The sequence below is a fragment of the Halioglobus maricola genome (assembly GCF_009388985.1).
In the GTDB taxonomy this organism is placed as follows: domain Bacteria; phylum Pseudomonadota; class Gammaproteobacteria; order Pseudomonadales; family Halieaceae; genus Halioglobus; species Halioglobus maricola.
Window position 1 is genome coordinate 3351301 of record NZ_CP036422.1, and the last position, 18625, is coordinate 3369925.

The following is an 18625-nucleotide window of genomic DNA, read 5'->3' on the forward strand; positions in this document are numbered from 1 at the left end:
GTGCGGTGAATGGATTCCCGGGTTTATCGAGACACAAAAAAACGCCCCGAAGGGCGCTTTCTCAAAGAACCATGATTGCTCAGATTTAGAAATCCAGGCCGAAGCGCACCATGTACTGACGGGGAGCGATAAGCTCGTCACCCGTAGCACCAACACCGAATACATCGGTGAAGCGCGCATTGATGCCGTCTTCATCGGTGAGGTTCTTGCCGATCAATTCAACGCGCCAATCGCCATTCGCCGGATGGAACCCGAAGATCAGATCTATGACATCGTAGCTATCGACAACGTCGGTGGTGTCGTTGTTGAAGATACGGTGCTTGAAATCACCGCGGTAGGTGTACTGCAGCACGCTGCGCAGGTCACCCCAGTTACCGAGGGTGGCATCGTGGCTGAGAGCAAGGTTGCCGGTGAAACCCGGTGTCTTGGCGAGTTCATTACCTTTGACGTTGGTGATCTCAGCGGCACGAGCCATCTGGATCTCAGGTCCGAACAGGTCGAAGCCCTGCCCCAGCAACGCGTTGGTGGCAGCGTCGGAAGCGACATTGTCCAGCGCGTCGTGGTCAGCAGTGATCTCGGTATCCAGCCACGCCATACGCGCATCCAGCACCAGAGAGTCGGTCAGGAACGCTGCAAACTCCAGTTCAGCACCGTAGATCTCGGACTCGGGGATATTGCCCACGCCACCCTGGAAGACTTCGGGGTCGGTAGCCTGATACTGCAGGCCTTCGTAGTCGTAGAAGAACGCAGCGCCGTTCAGACGGACACGCCCGTCCGCCAGATCAGTCTTGAGGCCAATTTCGTAGGCGTCGACAACTTCTTCTTCGTAGGTTGGCAGCACGACAATCGGTGCGACCTCACTCTCGCGGCCGTAAGTCAGGTTGGAGCCCCCGGGCTTGAAGCCGCGGGTATAGGAAACGTATCCCATGGTCGCATCGCCGAAGTCATGCTCGAGCACCACGCGGCCGGTGACCTTGTCGGATTCAATCTCAAGCGCGTCGGTGCCTGAACGTCCGTAGAAGTTAGTCACCTCCGAGTTCACCTCATCCTCGGTATAGCGCAAGCCGAATACACCGCGCCAGCTGTCATTGAAGTGCCAGGTGCCCTGGCCGTAGATGGAGGCGGAATCGCGCTCAGGGGTGGAATCAGAGATGAAACCAAAATCACCGGTGAAGTTGTAGACATCTTCCACAGTGAACGGGTCGAATGTCCCGTCAAAGCCATAGTCCAGGCGTTCGAGAATACTGATATCAACTTCGGTATCGAGGTAGAACACCCCGGCAACCCAGTCCAATTTACCAAAGAGAGGATCGCCTGAAATCAGGTTAATTTCCTGAGTAAACGTGGTTTGCTCGTTAGTCTCAGCATCGTAGTAGCTTGGCAACAGGGCAAATGGCGGCAGGCTGTCCAGATCGTTCCGGTCGTTGTCGCGGCGAATCAGGATGTCATCGTCCTGGTAGCTGGTGAGCGACTTCACGGTAAAGGCTTCGAGGTCCCACTCCAGAACGGCGCTGTACAACTCAGAGGTCAGTTCATATTCCGCGGGGGAGTCCTGAGCCAGCTTACGCGGGTCGCGCGTTTCATCCAGCAGACCTTTTTGGGCCGCGCCATTCACTTCCTCTTCGAAGTACTGGGCAGTCAGGTGGGCACGGAAGGTCGCGGATGGTTCTATCAGAAGGCGCAGGCGGCCAGAGATGCTATCGGCATCGTCCAGTTCCTGGTCGAGAACAATATTTTCGGAGAACCCGTCATGTTGATTGCTGGAGACACTGGCGCGCAGGGCAACGGTATCACCCATGGGGATATTGATTGCGCCGCGGGCCTGCACCAGGTTGTAGTTACCCAGAGTCAGGTCGGCAGTGCCGTAAAGCTCGTCTGTGGTTGGCGCCTGGGTAATAACATTGATAGCACCGCCGGTAGAATTCTGTCCAAACAGTGTGCCCTGCGGGCCACGCAGTACCTCGACCCGCTCAAGGTCGAGGAAATCTGTCTGCAGAGCATAGGGTGAAGCTACATAAATGCCATCCAGGTGATAGGACACCGACGGATTGGCAATCGCGTTCTGGTTCGCCTCATTACCCACACCGCGAATCGTGATAACCGTCTTGAAGCCTTCGTTCTTGGCGACATTAACCCCTGGGGCAATGGCACTGAGATCAACGAATGACGTGATCTGGCGCTCGTCCAGGTCCTGTCCAGATAATGCGGTTACAGCCTGTGAAAGATCCTGCAGGCTCTCGCTACGCTTCTCAGCGGTGACCAGGACTTCCTCAAAAGCCGGACGTGAATCCTGCGCGACGGCAGTAAAGGGAATGGCGGAGCTGACTGCAACTGCAATAGCTCGCAGCCCGAAACGGGGCTCAAACATGGGAGAATCCTCTGTAGGCGAAGTAAAAAGTGCGCATTACAGGAGTCTTCGCCCCCGTTTAATTGCGGTACGTACCGAAGGGCGCGGAATTTAGCATTTACTAGCCAAAAAGCAAATACCCAACCCGTTGGGATAATACCGTCAGGCGCGCCCTGCAGGGGGCCCTGTCACCCGGGACTCAGGCCTCGTCTGCAGTGGCCTCGCGAGGCCCCAGAAGGCTTTGGAACAACTCGGTATCCCGGCTCTGCCAGGCCCACACGCCTATGGGCGCTACCGTCGGTACGATCAATACATTCAGTTGGTAAAACAAGCCGATCACATTGCCATTCGGAATAAATATACCTGGCTGCTCCATAAATAACGCGCCGAGGTTAACCATAAGGTCTTTCATGCAAAGGCTGACGAGACCGAAAAGAATAAACGGATAGAGAACCATCACGCCACTCACAAACCCACCTAGGTATTTGTCCTTCTGTGTCGCAAAGTGCAGGGTGGCGTAAAAAGGTAAAGAGTAAGACAGGATAGCCGGGTTGATGCGGAAGCCGAACTGGTACTCCGACTGCTCAGCCGGCACCGGCCTACCGCCAGCCTCTCCGAACTGCGTCAGCAGATAGACGTCGGAATTCTGGAACACAATAGAGTCCACCGTGTTGGGGAACCACCCGCCCAGAATCATATTGGTCAGCCCCACCACCGGCATGGCCACCAGGTCCGCCGCAACAGTCCATAGTGCAAAACAGGGGATAATCAGCGCGAACACAAATAGCAGGAACTGCCGCAGATGGCGATTCTCAGGCAGCGACATGTGCCCCTTCCTCGTTATTTGAAAGGTAGCGGAGATAGAAAATAAACACGACCAATACATCCAGCATGATCAGAGCCGGCCACAGGTAAAGGTGCACCCAGCCGAAAATATCGAGGTCCCAGTCGCCGAGATAGAACAAGCTGATGATCCGGGCAACATTCATCACCTGAACGGCAAAAAAGCCGAGCACAATTGCAGCGACCCGCTGTTTCCAGGTACCGGGGAATGCCAGCACAGCGGCGATAAGGACAATCGTTGCCTCCACCCCGTTGCATCCGGCTTCAATGGATACGGCAAACCCGGTGTCCTGAAACTGGAGGATCTTGCCGTACGCAATAACATTCTCATCAAACGGCGATATCAGAAATGCACTGAATTTGGCCAGCCCAGTGGTGAAAGGCACGATGACATGCTCTTGCACTGGATTGAGCATTTCTACAGTAAACAGGGTCACCAGAACGACCCCGAAAACAACGATAAAACGGTTCACTTAACACCTACAGCTATACAGTATCCGCTAGATGTTAGCACAGCTGTCGTCAGAGAATGACTTCTGATGTGGGATGAAAAAAAGCTTCAAGCATGTCGCGCTGTTCAAGTGCATCGCGATAGCCAGTCTCTATCAAATCGCGGCAGAAAGCGCCCTCGAAAAGCAGATAGCTCGCCAGGCTCGTGCCCCCACCCCTGGGCGTTGCGCCAGTGATATTCAGCAGGGTACGCATCGCCGGTGGCAGGCGATGCAGGTGATCGGCCACCACCTGATCGATTTCGATAGAGGGATTGATACAGAGGAAATCCACCAATTGGGCTCCACCTGTCTCGGCGCTGGGATTCTCATTGTGCACGATACCCACGAGCTCATTGATCCTCTCCAGATGCTCCATATCGCTCTCCAACGCGTCAATAAATGCACTGTTGAAAACATGGCCCACCATTTTTGCCAGTGATGGCGAGTGAGTCTCTCTACCCTCCACTGGTGGGCGATTACGGTTTCCACTCACACCCACCACCATGACCCGCTGGGCGCCGAGATGTAGCGCCGGGCTGATCGGCGACACCTGCCTCAGCGCGCCGTCTCCATAGTAGGCACCTTCAACCTGGGTGGCTGGCAGGATGGCCGGAATCGCAGAGGACGCCAGCAGGTGCTCCACGCCAAGACGTGTCGGAACACCGCGACGCCGAGAACGTCTCCAGGGCAGGAGTACACTGCCATCGAGATCGCTCTGATAAAAGGTGACTGATTCGCCCGTGTCATAACTGGAGGCGGTCACACCGATAGCGTCGAGCAGACCACTCTGCAGCCGCTTTTCCAGATCGTCAAAATCAATCGCATCTGCCAGTAAACGAGCCAGTGGCTCTGTGTTCAGCAGCGCCAGCGGCTTGCGCCTGCCTGTGCCTCGGTGGAACAGAGAGCCCAGCAGACGAAAGACACTGCCGATCAGATCCTTATAGCCGGCCCGATACACCTGCTCTACCTGCAGGTTTGCCCAGATATGTTCAACCTTCTTTACCGCCAGGCGAAAATTGTTGGCGGAGGCGCCCAGTGCCACAGCATTGATCGCGCCAGCAGACGTCCCGGTGATTATGGAAAACGGGTTTTGAGCCTGCTTATCCAGCACCTCCGACGCTGCACGCAACACACCCACCTGATAGGCGGCACGTGCGCCACCCCCGGTAAGAACAAGGGCGGTCCGATCTTTGGCTGGCAGGTGTGGTGAATTCATACGCCCATTGTTACTGGAAGTGGTAGCCGATGACCAGACCCCGCTCGATTCCAAAGCCAACAGTTTGATCGCATCTTTGCTCCCCATTATTGATAGTATTCACAACTTCAGCCCATGGTGAGCGAGAGACGCGTGAAACGCCAATTTTACAAACCCCTGGGGTTCCTGTTCCTCGGCCTGGGACTCGCAGGAATACCATTACCGGTTTTGCCAAGCACGCCCTTTATCTTGCTGGCCGCCTGGTTCTTCGCCCGGTCTTCTGAAAAATGGCATCAGCGCATGCTGAGCAGTGAACTGTTCGGCCCGATCATCCGCAACTGGGAGGAGCGCCGTTGTATTTCCCAGCGCACCAAGGCCATGGCCATTATCTCGATGCTGGCGGCAGGCACGGCGTCGATCGCATTCGCCATGGAGAGTACTGCTCTTCGCATTGGCACGGCGGTACTGTTGTCGATTGGTGGCGCAGTCGTTCTCAGCATCAGGACGTGTCCGGAATGCAGCGGGCCTAAAGAGGCAGAGTAACCACCACGATCTCCGGGTCTTCCGGGCTGCGCAGTGAGCGGAAACCAAGACGCTTACACATCCTCAGCATGCGCGAGTTCTGCGCCAACACCTCACCGATCATAGTTTCAAGGCCGCGTCTTCGGGCGATGTAGATCAATCGCTCCATCATTCGAGGACCCACCCCGCGGGACTGCCACTCGTCCGCCACGGTCAGGGCGAACTCACAGGAGTTAGCGTCCGGGTTGGTGACATAGCGCGCAACGCCGATAAAGGTATCCCGGCCTTCCTCGTCCTGTTCGATAGCCACCAGCGCCATCTCACGGTCATAGTCGATCTGGGTAAATCGGGCGAGCATCGACGGGGTCAGGCGATGAAGGCCGTGCATGAAACGGAAGTAGCGGCTTTCAGCCGAGAGGTTGGCGACGAAACTGTCCTCACTGTGACCATCCTCAGGACGGATCGGCCGCAGCAGGACCTCCGAGCCATCTGCCAGTAGCAGTTGGCTTTCAAGATCGGCCGGATAGGGGTGAATGGCCATGTGTCCATACCGACTGGCCCCAGTGTCCTGCTGCCGCACCGTAATGCGTGCATCCACCGCCACAACCCCTTCCTCGTCGACCAGCAAGGGATTGATCTCCAACTCGGCGATCGAGGGCAACTCACATGCGATTTCCGATACGCGCTGCAATACCTCGGAGAGCTTCGCCATATTGACTTCCGGCAGCTTGCGGAACTGACGTAAATAGCGAGACGCCGCGGTGCGATCCACCAGTTCCCGGGCAAGAAAATCATTCAGTGGCGGCAGCGCTACCTGCGTCTCGCCGGAAATCGCTTCCGCGGCGGTTCCCGCTGGCCCCAGGTGAACTACCGGGCCGAACACCGGGTCATAGGTGATTCCGATCAACAACTCGCGTGCGTGGGGGCGATCTACCATCGGCTCGATGCTCACGCCTTGTAAGCGGGCCTCGCCATCTCTGCGCGCAACGTCGCGCATCAACTCCTCATAGGCTGTGTGAACTGAGCGGGACTCACTCACATTCAGGCGCACACCACCCACTTCCGATTTGTGCTCAATGTCGGGTGAGACAATCTTCATCGCCACAGGCAGGCCGAGATTTTCCGCAGCAACAAGCGCTTCTGCCGCGCTGTTGGCAATACTGCTGGGCAATACGGGAATGCGAAAAGCACTCAGTACCGCGCGGGACTCGGCGATGCTGAGCGTGGTCCTGCGCTCTGCCAATACTTGATCGATAATCGCCTTGGCGCCATAGCTGTCGGGATCGCGATGCTCGGAAAGAGGCTCGGGCACCTGCATCAATGCGCTCTGGTTCCGTCGGTACCGGGCCAGATAATTGAAGGCATCCACGCCCGCTTCAGGAGAGACAAACTGGGGAATGCCCGCGCTCGCCATACGTTCGCGCCCCTCGGCTACCAAACCCGCCCCCATCCACGAAGCGAGCACCGGCTTGTGTGCTTTTTCACTCGCAGCGATCACGCCCTCGGCACAGGCGGAGGCGTCGGTGAAACCCTGCGGGGTCAACAGCACCAGAACGCCGTCGACACCGGCGTCCGCCAGCAGGGCCTCGGTGGCCGCGCGATAGCGCTCTGCATCGGCATTGCCGAGAATATCCACCGGGTGAGAGTGCGACCAGTAATCGGGGAGTATCTCACTCAGTCGGTCCAGGGTCTCGGGCGCCAACTCTGCCAGGGGCACGCCGATACTGCCCGCCCAGTCAGCAGCCATAACACCGGGTGCGCCACCATTGGTAATCACCCCGAGGCGCGAGCCGCTCACACGGGCACCGGAAGAAAGAATGGTGGCAGCCGCAATTAACTGGTTGACGATGGTGACGCGCACTGCGCCAGCCCGCAGAATGGCGGCATCGAAAACTTCATCGCTGCCCAGTGGCGTTTGCATCTGATTCAGTGCTGCGCGTGCGCCGGACTCGTTGCGGCCAGACTTGATCACCACTACCGGCTTCAATCGCGCTGCGGCGCGCAGGCCACTGAGAAAGAGGCGCGCATTGGTGATGCGTTCGACGTACAGCAGAATGCTGCTGGTGGAGGGATCCTGGGCCAGATAATCGAGCACATCTCCCAACTTGACGTCGGAGGTTGCTCCGAGGGAAGCCACGGCAGAAAAGCCATAACCCGCTTCGTCAGCCCAATCCAGAATCGCCGAACAGAAGGCGCCGGACTGGGTCACCAGAGCGACCTTGCCCTCTTTGACGGGGCTGCGTGCTGATGATGCATTGAGATTATTGCGCGGCCGAATAATACCGAGACAGCGGGGACCTACCACCGCGATATTATGCCTGCGTGCAATCTCTACCAGCTCGTTTTGCAGTGCCAGCCCCGCTTCCTGGGTTTCACTGAAGCCGCCGGAGAGGATGACCACGGCCTTGACCTGAGCATCGCCACACTCGCGCATGATCGCCGCCTGACGGTCGGCTCGCGCGGCGACGATGACCAGCTCCACCGCGCCGTCAACATCGGCAATAGCAGCTCTGGCCGTGCGCTGCGCGAGCTTGCTGCCAGCAGCTGCGATCAGATGGATATCGCCCTTGAACCCGGATGCGTCGAGATTGTTCAGCACCTGCTCGCCAATCGGGCTGTACTCCTGATCGCAGATCACTGCAACGGACTCGGGACTGAAAATGCTTTCGAGGTAGTGTTTACGCATGGCGCCAGAGAGTGTGAGCCAGTGGCTCCCTCGTAAGTAATGATTCAAAGCAAAGTATAGGCACAAATCGCCAGTGCTTCTTGCCCCCGTTGGGGAGAGAGTGCAAGATCGAGAAAATGCCGGAGCACGTCATGAGTATCGCCTACATCAGCCACTACAAGTGCCAGCTACACGACATGGGTGAATACCATCCTGAACAGCCAGCACGCCTGTCCGCCATCAACGATCGCCTGATTGCCACAGGCCTGGATATGATCTTGCGCCAGCACGACGCCCGCCCCGCCGAACGTGCACAACTGCTGCACGCGCACGGCAGGGCACATGTCGATGCGATATTCCGCAAATCACCCGAAATGGGCACGGTGGCAGTAGACCCCGATACCACCATGAACCCTCACTCACTGGAAGCTGCCCTACTGGCAGCGGGTGCTGTAACCCAGGGTGTCGACATGGTCATGGCCGGCGATGTGGGCCAGGTCTTCTGCGGCGTGCGCCCCCCGGGCCACCACGCTGAGCGCGACAAGCCGATGGGGTTTTGTCTGTTCAACAATATCGCAGTGGGTGCATACCACGCCCTGGAACAACACGGCCTGGAGCGGGTGGCGATCATCGACTTCGATGTCCACCACGGCAATGGCACCGAAGACATCGTTGCAGGAGATGATCGCATCCTGTTCTGTTCCAGCTTCCAACACCCGTTTTATCCCCACAGCGGTGACAACTGCGAGGCCGCGAATGTTGTGAACACCCCGCTGGCCGCTGGCAGCGGCGGCGAGGAATTTCGCGCGGCGGTCACCTCCCAGTGGCTGCCGCGACTGGCAGAGTTCAATCCACAACTGATCTTCATCTCGGCGGGCTTCGATGGCCACCAGGCAGACCCACTCGCGGACTTCCGCCTGATAGACGAGGATTTTGCCTGGGTCACCCGACGCCTCTGTGAGCAGGCGGATATCAGCGCCCAGGGGAGAATCGTATCTTCACTGGAAGGGGGCTACGACCTGCACGCCCTGGCACGCTGCGTCGAAGCACATGTGAAAGCACTGTTGGGCGAGAGCTGAACTGTTAGAACCGCTGCAACCGCGGCTTGAGCATCGCTGGGCCGATAATGGTGGTGAACAACACAACGGTCACTACCACGGTGTAAATATCGCAACAGAATACTCCCTGAGCAAGGGCGAAGGCGGCGAAGATCAACCCCACCTCGCCGCGCGGAATCATACCGAAACCAATTCCGGCGCGATCGAATTCCGGACCGCGTGCCAGCTGGCCCGCCAAACCTTTCGACACCACCGCCACTGCGCTGAGGGTTACTACCAAGAGCAAATTTGCCCCGTCCGCCAGCGCAAGCAGCTCAACCTGCACACCAATACTCACAAAGAAAATACTGATAAGGATGTCGCTTATCGGTCGGATCAATTCTTCCAGCCGGTGTTTTTGCAGGTCGTCTCCCACGCGAAAGCTAACATCGTCCAACAGCAGGCCAGCGACAAAAGCGCCTATTAACGGCGCCATGCCGGCCAGCGCCGCCAGTTCGCCAAAGGCCAGGGCGAGGCAGAAAGCAAAACCCGTCCAGATACTGGCGTGCTTGGTCAGCGAAACCATATGGACCATTTCAGGCATCAGTTTCTGGCCGATAAACAGTGCGACGACAAAGAAGCCCACGGCCTTGGCCAGAATAATCAGCAGGTCCGAGGCGACGAAATCGCCATTGGCGGCGACGCTCGCCAATACCGCCAACAAAAGAACCCCAAGAACATCATCGATGACGGCCGCCCCCAGAATCACCTCGGATGAGGGGCGTTTAATAACACCCTGGGCCTCCAACAATTTGGCAGTGATACCTACCGACGTTGCCGCCAGGGTCGCGGCGATGAACCATCCCTGCAAGCCGCTGCCCAGACCAAGGGCTGCCACGGCACCGAGGCCGAGGGCCAGCGGCAGCACCACACCCGCTATCGCCACGGAGAGAGCGGTGCGCCCCACTCGCAGCAGGTCGCGCATATCGGATTCCAGCCCCACCAGAAACAACAGCAACACCACCGCCAACTCCGAGGCGTAGGTCATGAATTCACTTTCTTTGAGGGTGGTAGCGATATCAAAGTCGAGCCCGATCAGCGCGAGATTGCCGAGGATAATCCCGGCTGAGATCTCGCCCACCAATTCAGGCAGACCAAAGCGTTCGAACAGAAAACCACAGGCGTCTGCCAGGGTGATCATAAGAATGAGAAGTAACGAGGTGCGAGTAAACGATTCGCTGGCGCCATTGGCCCAGGCCAGTGAAGGCACCAGCAAGGCGAGCGCGAGCAAAATACAGATCCGTTTGGCTCTCGGCAATGCTCCCTCCAACACTCGCTCCCCTGAATTCCACCATGCTACCAATCAGGGGGCCTACATGAAATAACTGTCACTTGCTCCAAAAGTAGACATATGTATACTTTTGCTATCAATTTAAGAATCCCGGAGACCGATATGTCTGAGGCCGCTACTGCCTTGCCCCCCGTGGCAGAAATTTTTAATCCCCACTCCCCGGAGTACATGAATGACCCCGTGCCCCAGTGTCTTGCGCTGGCGGAGCGCGGTCCCATTGTCTGGTACGAACCCTGGCAGGCCTGGATCATCACCCGCATGGAGGATGTCATGGCCTGCTGGAAGAGCGAGCCGCTGTCGTCCGATTTCTACGACTGGGAATTTGCGCCTGAACGCCCGCCACAGGACAAGTGGAGTAACTTCGAGCGCGCCATGATCGGCCACAGCCTGCTAGCCGACCACGGCCACCATCGCCTGGTTCGAAAGGTTGTTTCGCCGGCTTTTTCCCGCAATGTGGTCGACAAGATCCAGGAGAAGATCAAACCGGACGTGGAGAAATTATTCGACGAACTGGGCACTCCAGAGACCTTCGACTACATCGAAGAAATCGCCCAGCACATCCCGTTTATTTCCATCACACGCATGGTGGGGATACCCGAAAAATACTGGCCCGAGATTCGCAAGGTCATCCTGACCTTCACCGAGACCTGGAACCCCACAATTTCCGATGAGCAGCGTGAGGCGGCCCGCCAGGATTGCAACAAGGCCATCGACATCATTCTCAAAGTCATAGCCGAACGGCGCGCTCAACCGGAGCAGGATGACTTCCTGTCCACCCTGCTCAAAATCGAAGAGGAGAATGAGAACTTCGAGGAGTGGGACATTGTGACCCTGGTACTGGCATTGATCGGCGCTGGTGCAGATACCACCCTGGTAGCGCAGCAGTGGTCGGTCTACACCCTGGTCCAGCACAAAGATCAGGTGGCCACAGCGCTGGCCAGCCCAGACGCATTCTCCAACGCCTTCTCGGAAATCAACCGCTGGGGGGTGTCCTCCAAAATGGGCTTTGCCCGCTATGCGCCGGAAGATATGGAATTCATGGGCCAGCAGCTGCGCAAGGGCGTCATGGTATTGATGATGCCCCACCTGAAGGACTACAACCCGGCGTACTACGAGAACCCCGAAACCTTCGATGCCGAACGCGTGTTCGAACCCGACGCCATGTTCGGCTATGGCCCGCGCTTTTGCATCGGCGCCGCCCTCGCCAAGCGGCAGCTATACCTCACCATGTGTGAGCTGTTTCGCCGTTTCCCCGACATCGAACTGGCGGAAGAGCCAGAGCGAGACCCGGACGACCACAACGCGATTGTATTCAAACGCCTGATGGTTCGAACCAACGCGTAAGCCTCAGAGCCCGGCGCCGGCAGTTTGCCGATAGTCGCCGGGCGTCACCCCCTGCCATTTGCGGAACGCCCGATAGAACGCACTGGGCTCGGCAAACCCCAGTTGCGCCGCCACGTCCGCCAGTGGGACATCGCGGTTGCGCAACATCTCCAGCGCCAGGTGATGGCGCGTCTGATCCAGCAACTGCTGATAAGTGGTCCCCTCTTGTTGCAATCTGCGCTGCAAGGTCCGCTCACTCATCCCCAACTGCGAGGCAATCGCCTTACGCGCCGGCAAGGCCTGGTCGAGTTGAGTCGCCAGCAAGCCGGCTACCCGCGCAGCGACCCCCGGCCCCAGCGACAGACTCGATAGCAGTCGATCAGCTCGTTCAGTCAGCAAATTCAACAGCTCCTCACTCGCGTGAGTCACTGGTAATTGCAGCACAGTCGGTGCGAAAAAAAGTCGGTTCTCATCACAGCCACTGATCACAGGGCATTCGAAGTACTCGGTGTAAGGCGCGAGATCCGTGCCAGGCAACGAACACACTTCCAGCCGCTCCAGGCCATAACTCCCGCCCGCCAACCAGCGCCCAAGGCTAACAATGGAAGCGAACATCGCGATCACCCGGTGTGCCGTAACGGCATCGCCCGGGTTCACAGCCTGGTAATCCAGCGCCGGATACTGATCGCAACCCGTGCGCCGAAAACTACCGCCCTGCCCCGCGAGAAACTGGTAGTCCACGATGACATCCAGGCAACCATCGATGGTGCTGCAATTCATCACCATATAACCCATCAGGCCAAAACTGGCGGGCTGGATAGCCCGGGCAAATTGCAGGCCGAATACGGGAGAGCCACTGCGCTCAACAGCCAGCCCCCATAGCGCCTCTTGCTGGTCGAAGCTGATGCGGTTTTCCGGCCGCTCCAGCACCGCGGAATCAATCCCGAGCTCGTCCAGCAAACACTCCGGCCTGGACTCCCCCTCAAGGCGGAGAGTGTCCAGTAATGCCCGTGTCAGGCCTACACTTACCTCTCGTTCATGCTCAGGCAAAATCACCCCCAGCGCTCATAATAATTTCCTTTCGCCACACGCTAAAGGATACCAGCGAATGGGGGCCCGCAAACAGTTGGCGCGTATTACCATAGCCCGTGGCTCACCAGAGCAATGCGCAGGTCGCAAAGGTCTGCCACAATAGATACTCCACCTGAAAGGGAAAGATCCAATGCGCTCCTATCTGCTCACCACCACACTATTAATGGCTGTGCTCGCCGGCGCCACACAGGCATCTGAGTTGCTCGTCACCGATGCAGCCGGAAAGCCTTTGCCCCAGGCGATGGTCACACGCACGCCCTTGCAAGTGCCGGCTGCCGACCTGAGCGATGACGGCTATGCGCCTCATGGCGTTAGCAATACCTCCGCTGTGACCGTGACTCGCTTCAGTAACAGTGAGGGCGAAGTCGATATATTCCTTGAGGGCGACTTCAGTTACCGGGTCAGGGCACAGGGTTATCGCGATGCCTACCTGAACGAGACAGTGGACAAAGTGGCTTTGGAACCCATGAACGCAGAAGAGCACTATGCCAGCTACCCATCCAATGTCTGGTTGTCACAACTGGATTTCGGTGGCGACGAGGAGCTCAAACAAGTGTTCCAGCTTAACTGCGCGTTCTGCCACCAGCAGGCCTCGCCCTTCATGCGTAACGAGCGCACGGTGGAACAGTGGATGAGCGTGATCCAGCGCATGAATACCTACGGCGCGCGTCTGCCCGAGGACGACCAACTCCCGGTGGCAGAATTGATGCAAAAGGAGTATCGCGAGCTGCGAGAAAACCCCGAGCAAATTCCCCTGCCCCGCCGCTGGGAGGATCATCTCGCCAACATCGAAATGACCGAATGGCCGATCGGTGATGGCTTCTCCCAGATGCATGATTTTGTCCTTCACCCGAATGGCTATGTCTATGTAGGTGACAATCTGTTCGACCGAATTTACGAGATCGACACCGAGACTGGCGAGTACACCGTTTATAAAGTCCCCCACGACGAGGACGCTCGCCTGGGTGGCATTCTCGGCAATCGGTTCCAGGTATTCCCCAAAATGCACAACTACATGGGCGTGCACTCCTTCGCGATTTCACCGAAGGACGGCAACATCTTCATCACGCCATCGATGCAGCAGGCGCTACTGGAATTCGATGTCACCACCAAGGAATTCATCGTGCATGAGATGCCAGGTGGCCTCTACCCTCATACCATTCGCACCGATGCCAACGACGATGTCTGGTTCACTCTGGCGCTCTCTTCCCAGGTCGCGAAGTTCGACCGCCAGGCAGACGAGTTCACGCTCTACGACCTACCCGCCCGCGGAACAAAAGAGTGGCTGATGTTCAAAGCGCTGCCCTTGCTGTTCAGCCTCGATCCGGAGAATCGCCCACTTCCCTCTCCCGACCGGGAGTCCACCGGCCTGCCCATGCCCTACGGCATCGACGTTGCGCCCGATGGCGGTGTGTGGGTCGCAAGACTGTACGCCAATGACCTCGCCCACATTGACCCGGACAGCGGAGAGGTAACCATGATCGACTTCCCGTACGAAGGCCCGCGTCGCCTGCGGGCAGATGCCGATGGCAACCTGTGGATTGTCGCCTTCCAGAATTCACTGCTGGTCAAGTACGACCCGCGCAGCGAGAAGTTCACCGCCTATGATCTGCCGGTGGTTAACGAACTGCCCTACGCCCTGAACGTAGATCGCAAGCGCGGCGTTGTCTGGGTGAACGGCAACCAGTCAGATACCATCCTCGGTTTTGATATCAGCAGCGAAAGCTGGAAGGTTTATCCGATGCCCCGACAGCGTTTCTTCACTCGCGACATCGAGGTATCTGAGGAAGATGGCGCGATTTACACCAGCAACTCCCACTTCCCGACCTGGCAGTCCGAGGGAGCTGTACCCACCCTGTTGCGCATCACCCCGCTTGCCGAATGAACGCGCGCGGCTTACTACCGGTCATGCTTGCCTGCACTGCATTTGCAGCGCAGGCAGGTGAGTGGCAATTCTACGGCGGCGATGCCGGCGGCAGGCACTACTCCGAGGCCGGCCAGATCAACACTGGCAATGTAGACCAGCTTGCAGTTGCCTGGACCCACCGCAGCGGTGATCTGGAGCGGCGCGCCGAACTCATGCCGCAGACCTCGGGCCAGGCCACACCGCTACTACTCCCTGAGCAGGCCGGCGAGTCGCTCGTCTACTGCACTCAATTCAACGAAGTCATTGCACTGGACCCAGGCAACGGCACTGAGCGCTGGCGCTTCGATCCAGAAATAGACACCAGCGGCGAACGCCCCTTCCGCTGCCGGGGAGTGGCCTACTACGAAGAACAGCGGGTTGCCGATGGAGAGCACTGCCGCCACCGCCTGTATACCAATACCCACGACCGCAGACTACTGGCGCTGGACGCCATCGACGGCCAGCCCTGCAGAGATTTTGGCAAAAGCGGCGCAGTCACCCAGTTCGGAAGCGATCGCGGCGCAGACCATGTCAGCAATTCATCTGCACCAGTTGTCGCGCAGGGTGTCGTGGTCAGCGGCTCTACCGTAATTGACTTTCACTTTGCAGAATCTCCACGTGGCCTGGTGCAAGCCTTCGACAGTCTGACCGGATCCCTGCGGTGGAGCTTCGACCCCTTACAGGGTCACAGCGGCAGCGGGAGCGCAAATGTCTGGGCACCGATGTCGATCGATGAGGCCCGAGGGCTGGTATTTCTACCCACCAGTGCACCGTCACCCGATTACTATGGCGCCAATCGTCCAGGTGACAACCGCTACGCCAATAGCATCGTCGCGCTCGACCTCGCCACTGGCGAAGTGCAGTGGCACTTCCAGCACGTGCGCCACGATCTGTGGGATTACGACACCCCGGCGCAGCCCATTCTGTTCGATTGGCAGAAGAACGGTGAGACCATTCCCGCCCTGGCGCAGCCCACCAAGCAAGGGTTCGTGTTCGTGCTGGATCGCCGCAATGGCAAGAGCCTGTGGGAAATCACCGAGCAACCGGTACCGCCCTCACAGATACCCGGCGAGCACACCGCACGCACGCAGCCCAAGCCTATTGCCCCGCCGCCTCTGCTCGATCCCTTTTTGATGCCCGAACAGGCCTGGGGCCTGACACCCTGGGACCGCTCCGACTGTGCAGAGCAATTGGCAGAGCTGGACAACCTCGGTCTGTTCACCCCACTCAGTGAGAAGCTCACCCTGATGCTGCCCGGCAGCCTTGGCGGAGCCAACTGGGGCGGCGGCGCCATTCTCGGCGACAGCGGGGTGCTCGTTGTAAACGTGAACACTACCCCCTTCAGCGGGCGCCTCGTACCCCGTGAAGAAACCGCCGGACAGGGCACCAGCGACCATCCCGCCGCAGGCGCCAGAATGCGCGTACCTATGCGCGGCACACCCTACGATGTAGAAGTGGGAGCGCTGGTCTCGCCGCTGGGCACGCCCTGCAGCCCTCCCCCCTGGGGCAAGCTGGTGGCCGTCGATCTCGTTGCCGGCAAAACATTGTGGGAGAAGCCGCTGGGGTCGGTTCATGATATGGCGCCTTTTCCCGTGCCATTCCACCTCGACTGGGGCACACCCAATCTCGGCGGCGGTATTGCCACCGCCGGTGGCCTGTTCTTTATCGGCGCCACCATGGATAAACATATTCGCGCCTTCGACACCGAGAGTGGCGAGGTGTTGTGGCGCTACGAGCTACCCGTGGATGCGACAGCTACCCCTATGACCTATACCTACAAGGGACGGCAGTACGTCGTGATCAATGCTGGCGGTCACGCCATGTTCAGTCGCCCCCAGGGAGACTATCTCTACGCATTCGCCCTGGAGCAAGAATGAGAAAATTCCTACTGCTGTTACTTTGCCTGCCCATAGCGGCGGGCCTCTGGTGGGCAACCCAGGACAAGCCCCTGAAAACGATCGAGGGGCTGGCGATCCAACACGCCGACAAACTGCCACTGGCGTTCTTTGGTGAACGTATTTTTGACGAACACTGCGCCACCTGCCACGACAATCCCCAGATGCACGCGCCAACGCGTGAAGCACTGGCTGGCTTCTCCCTCGACTCGGTTATGGTGGCCATGAAATTCGGCAAGATGCAGCCGATGGCAGCCCACCTTGGGGATATCGAGCGCGGCCTGATCGCAATCTATCTCAGCGGCGCCGAGAGTGGCGACTTCGACTGGATGGATGGACACAGTTGCCGCGAGCCGGCAGCGTCCGACGAGGTACGCTATGTCGCCAACTGGGGGCAGGGAGAAGGCAACCGCAGGTTTGTAGGGCCTGAACGCACCAACATTACCCGAGACAATCTTGGGTCGCTGGAATTGGCATGGACACTGGCCTTTCCCAAAGTCACCGATATGCGCTCTCAACCCGCGGTTGTGGGCGACACCCTGTTCTTCGGCGACAAGACTGGCCGCCTGTACGCCATCGATCGCGAACGCGGCTGCATCCGCAATCACACCAAAGTCGCCAGTGGCATACGCTCTGCGATCACGGTGGTAGATGGACCTGAGGCGCCCATGCTGGTGTTTGCCGACTCTATGGCCGTGGTCTATGCCATCGATAGTGATTCACTGGAAACGCGCTGGCGCACCGATATGCGCCTGTTCTCAACATCAACCATCACCGGCTCCATCAGCCAGCATGACGGACGCCTGTTCGTGCCTATCTCTTCCTATGAGGTCGCTGCGGCGGGCAACCCCGGCCATGTCTGCTGTGAGTCACACGGCGGCGTGGTGGCGCTCGACGCAAGCAACGGCGACAAGCAGTGGGAGTGGCATGCCACCGCAGAGGCTACGCCACAAGGCCAAACCAGCGATGGCAAACCCCTGCTGGGGCCTTCCGGTGCCTCTGTGTGGAGCACCCCGACAATCGACGTGGCACGCAACCGGCTCTATATCGGCACCGGGGAAAACCTGTCACACCCGGCCACCGACACCTCCGATGCAGTGATCGCACTGGACATGGATACGGGAGAACTAGTCTGGAAATTTCAGGCTACTGCTGACGATATCTGGAACGCGGCCTGCCTGAGCGGCGGCAGCAATTGCCCGGAAAATGCCGGCGGCGACTTCGATATCGGTGCCTCCATTGTTCACGCCATGCTCGATGATGGCACCGAACTGCTGCTGGCGGGCCAGAAATCCGGCGACGCGATGGCGCTGGATATGAACGGCAAGCTTCTCTGGAAGACCAGAGTAAGCAACGCAGCCATTGGCCCCGACCTCCACCAGACCACAACCAATGGCGGCATTCACTGGGGCATGGCCCTGGCCGGTGAACGGCTGCTGGTACCCGCGGCTGACCCGGAGCGAAAGCGGCCCGGCTACGACCCCAGGCCCGGGATCCACGCACTGGACGTGCGCAGCGGCGACGTACTCTGGTTTCAGGGCGTGGAGCGCGGCTGTTATCTCGCGGACGAGGATAAACCACTAGTGGGTTTGCAGAACATGCGCGCGGGAAAAAACCGGCCGCTGGCAGAGCAGTACCAATGCTCTTTCTATTACGGCCTGTCCGCGGCGGCCACCGCCACCGAGGAGTTGGTGTTCAGCGGCGGCTTGAACGGCGTATTGCGCGCCCACGATATCGAGAATGGTGAGGTGTTGTGGCAGTACGAAACTGCCGTGCCGGTAACTGCAGTCAACGGTGTGACTGGACACGGTGGGGCCATTGATGTGGATGGCCAGCTGCTGGCCGGAGACTGGCTCTATGTCCAGTCAGGCTATGCCATGTTCGGCCAACTACCCGGAAACGTACTGATGGCGTTCCGCCTGCAGCCCTGATTGACTGGCGCGGAGCAGACTCGCGCG

Annotated in this window: 13 protein-coding genes and 1 pseudogene; 7 read left to right on the forward strand and 7 right to left on the reverse strand. The window is 58.6% G+C overall.

The genetic code is table 11. The features are described 5' to 3' along the window. Positions 1-85: 85 nt before the first annotated feature. On the reverse strand, positions 86-2368 hold the full coding sequence (locus tag EY643_RS15185; RefSeq protein ID WP_153240025.1) for a TonB-dependent receptor: 2283 nt from the start codon (positions 2366-2368) through the stop codon (positions 86-88). A gap of 194 nt (positions 2369-2562) precedes the next feature. Here EY643_RS15185 and EY643_RS19910 point away from each other — a divergent pair, with 194 nt between their 5' ends. Beyond that, positions 2563-2673: a hypothetical protein gene (locus EY643_RS19910; RefSeq protein WP_170287421.1), complete on the forward strand. Its 111-nt coding sequence runs from the start codon at positions 2563-2565 to the stop codon at positions 2671-2673. Here EY643_RS19910 and EY643_RS19820 read toward each other — a convergent pair. The 3 genes and pseudogenes from EY643_RS19820 to EY643_RS15200 all read right to left on the reverse strand — a co-directional run. Continuing rightward, positions 2664-3233, reverse strand: a pseudogene (locus EY643_RS19820) (exosortase H-associated membrane protein); the annotation flags it as partial. The gene EY643_RS19910 and the pseudogene EY643_RS19820 overlap by 10 nt on opposite strands. Continuing rightward, entirely contained in the window at positions 3160-3663 is a 504-nt protein-coding gene (gene xrtH, locus EY643_RS15195) for an exosortase H (RefSeq protein WP_153240026.1), read from the reverse strand. The pseudogene EY643_RS19820 and the gene xrtH, both read right to left, overlap by 74 nt. Positions 3664-3712: 49 nt before the next feature. Next, on the reverse strand, positions 3713-4897 hold the full coding sequence (locus EY643_RS15200; protein ID WP_153240027.1) for a patatin-like phospholipase family protein: 1185 nt from the start codon (positions 4895-4897) through the stop codon (positions 3713-3715). 132 nt (positions 4898-5029) lie between these two features. Between EY643_RS15200 and EY643_RS15205 the strand changes: the two genes are divergently transcribed. Further along, complete coding sequence (locus EY643_RS15205) at positions 5030-5419, forward strand: YbaN family protein (RefSeq protein ID WP_170287422.1); 390 nt, start codon at positions 5030-5032, stop codon at positions 5417-5419. On the opposite strand, the gene EY643_RS15210 is transcribed toward EY643_RS15205, so the two are convergent. Further along, positions 5403-8084: a bifunctional acetate--CoA ligase family protein/GNAT family N-acetyltransferase gene (locus tag EY643_RS15210; RefSeq protein WP_153240029.1), complete on the reverse strand. Its 2682-nt coding sequence runs from the start codon at positions 8082-8084 to the stop codon at positions 5403-5405. The genes EY643_RS15205 and EY643_RS15210 overlap by 17 nt on opposite strands. Before the next feature lie 131 nt (positions 8085-8215). Between EY643_RS15210 and EY643_RS15215 the strand changes: the two genes are divergently transcribed. Further along, positions 8216-9142 (forward strand): histone deacetylase family protein, encoded by a 927-nt coding sequence (locus tag EY643_RS15215; RefSeq protein ID WP_153240030.1) that lies wholly within the window; start codon positions 8216-8218, stop codon positions 9140-9142. Between the two features lie 4 nt (positions 9143-9146). On the opposite strand, the gene EY643_RS15220 is transcribed toward EY643_RS15215, so the two are convergent. Beyond that, positions 9147-10418, reverse strand: a complete 1272-nt coding sequence (locus tag EY643_RS15220) for a cation:proton antiporter (protein ID WP_153240031.1) — start codon at positions 10416-10418, stop codon at positions 9147-9149. Positions 10419-10553: 135 nt separating this feature from the next. Between EY643_RS15220 and EY643_RS15225 the strand changes: the two genes are divergently transcribed. After that, complete coding sequence (locus tag EY643_RS15225) at positions 10554-11795, forward strand: cytochrome P450 (RefSeq protein WP_170287423.1); 1242 nt, start codon at positions 10554-10556, stop codon at positions 11793-11795. A gap of 3 nt (positions 11796-11798) precedes the next feature. Here the strand turns inward: EY643_RS15225 and EY643_RS15230 are convergent, their stop codons facing one another. Continuing rightward, entirely contained in the window at positions 11799-12824 is a 1026-nt protein-coding gene (locus EY643_RS15230) for an AraC family transcriptional regulator (RefSeq protein ID WP_153240032.1), read from the reverse strand. 172 nt (positions 12825-12996) lie between these two features. Here EY643_RS15230 and EY643_RS15235 point away from each other — a divergent pair, with 172 nt between their 5' ends. Genes EY643_RS15235 through EY643_RS15245 form a run of 3 tightly spaced genes read left to right on the forward strand, consistent with a single transcriptional unit; the run spans position 12997 to position 18598 of the window. After that, a complete protein-coding gene (locus EY643_RS15235; protein WP_153240033.1) occupies positions 12997-14751 on the forward strand; it encodes a Vgb family protein in 1755 nt (584 codons plus the stop codon). After that, a complete protein-coding gene (locus tag EY643_RS15240; protein ID WP_240732731.1) occupies positions 14748-16649 on the forward strand; it encodes a pyrroloquinoline quinone-dependent dehydrogenase in 1902 nt (633 codons plus the stop codon). Before EY643_RS15235 ends, EY643_RS15240 begins: the two co-directional genes overlap by 4 nt. After that, on the forward strand, positions 16646-18598 hold the full coding sequence (locus EY643_RS15245; RefSeq protein WP_153240034.1) for an outer membrane protein assembly factor BamB family protein: 1953 nt from the start codon (positions 16646-16648) through the stop codon (positions 18596-18598). Before EY643_RS15240 ends, EY643_RS15245 begins: the two co-directional genes overlap by 4 nt. Positions 18599-18625 lie beyond the last annotated feature (27 nt).

What these genes read in the sequence shown, in the direction of transcription:
- EY643_RS15235 (WP_153240033.1), top strand. Translation starts at nt 12,997, where the DNA reads ATGCGCTCCTATCTGCTCACCACCACACTATTAATGGCTGTGCTCGCC.
- EY643_RS15240 (WP_240732731.1), top strand. Translation starts at nt 14,748, where the DNA reads ATGAACGCGCGCGGCTTACTACCGGTCATGCTTGCCTGCACTGCATTT.
- EY643_RS15185 (WP_153240025.1), bottom strand. Translation starts at nt 2,368, where the DNA reads ATGTTTGAGCCCCGTTTCGGGCTGCGAGCTATTGCAGTTGCAGTCAGC.
- EY643_RS15215 (WP_153240030.1), top strand. Translation starts at nt 8,216, where the DNA reads ATGAGTATCGCCTACATCAGCCACTACAAGTGCCAGCTACACGACATG.
- EY643_RS15200 (WP_153240027.1), bottom strand. Translation starts at nt 4,897, where the DNA reads ATGAATTCACCACACCTGCCAGCCAAAGATCGGACCGCCCTTGTTCTT.
- EY643_RS15210 (WP_153240029.1), bottom strand. Translation starts at nt 8,084, where the DNA reads ATGCGTAAACACTACCTCGAAAGCATTTTCAGTCCCGAGTCCGTTGCA.
- EY643_RS15225 (WP_170287423.1), top strand. Translation starts at nt 10,554, where the DNA reads ATGTCTGAGGCCGCTACTGCCTTGCCCCCCGTGGCAGAAATTTTTAAT.
- EY643_RS15245 (WP_153240034.1), top strand. Translation starts at nt 16,646, where the DNA reads ATGAGAAAATTCCTACTGCTGTTACTTTGCCTGCCCATAGCGGCGGGC.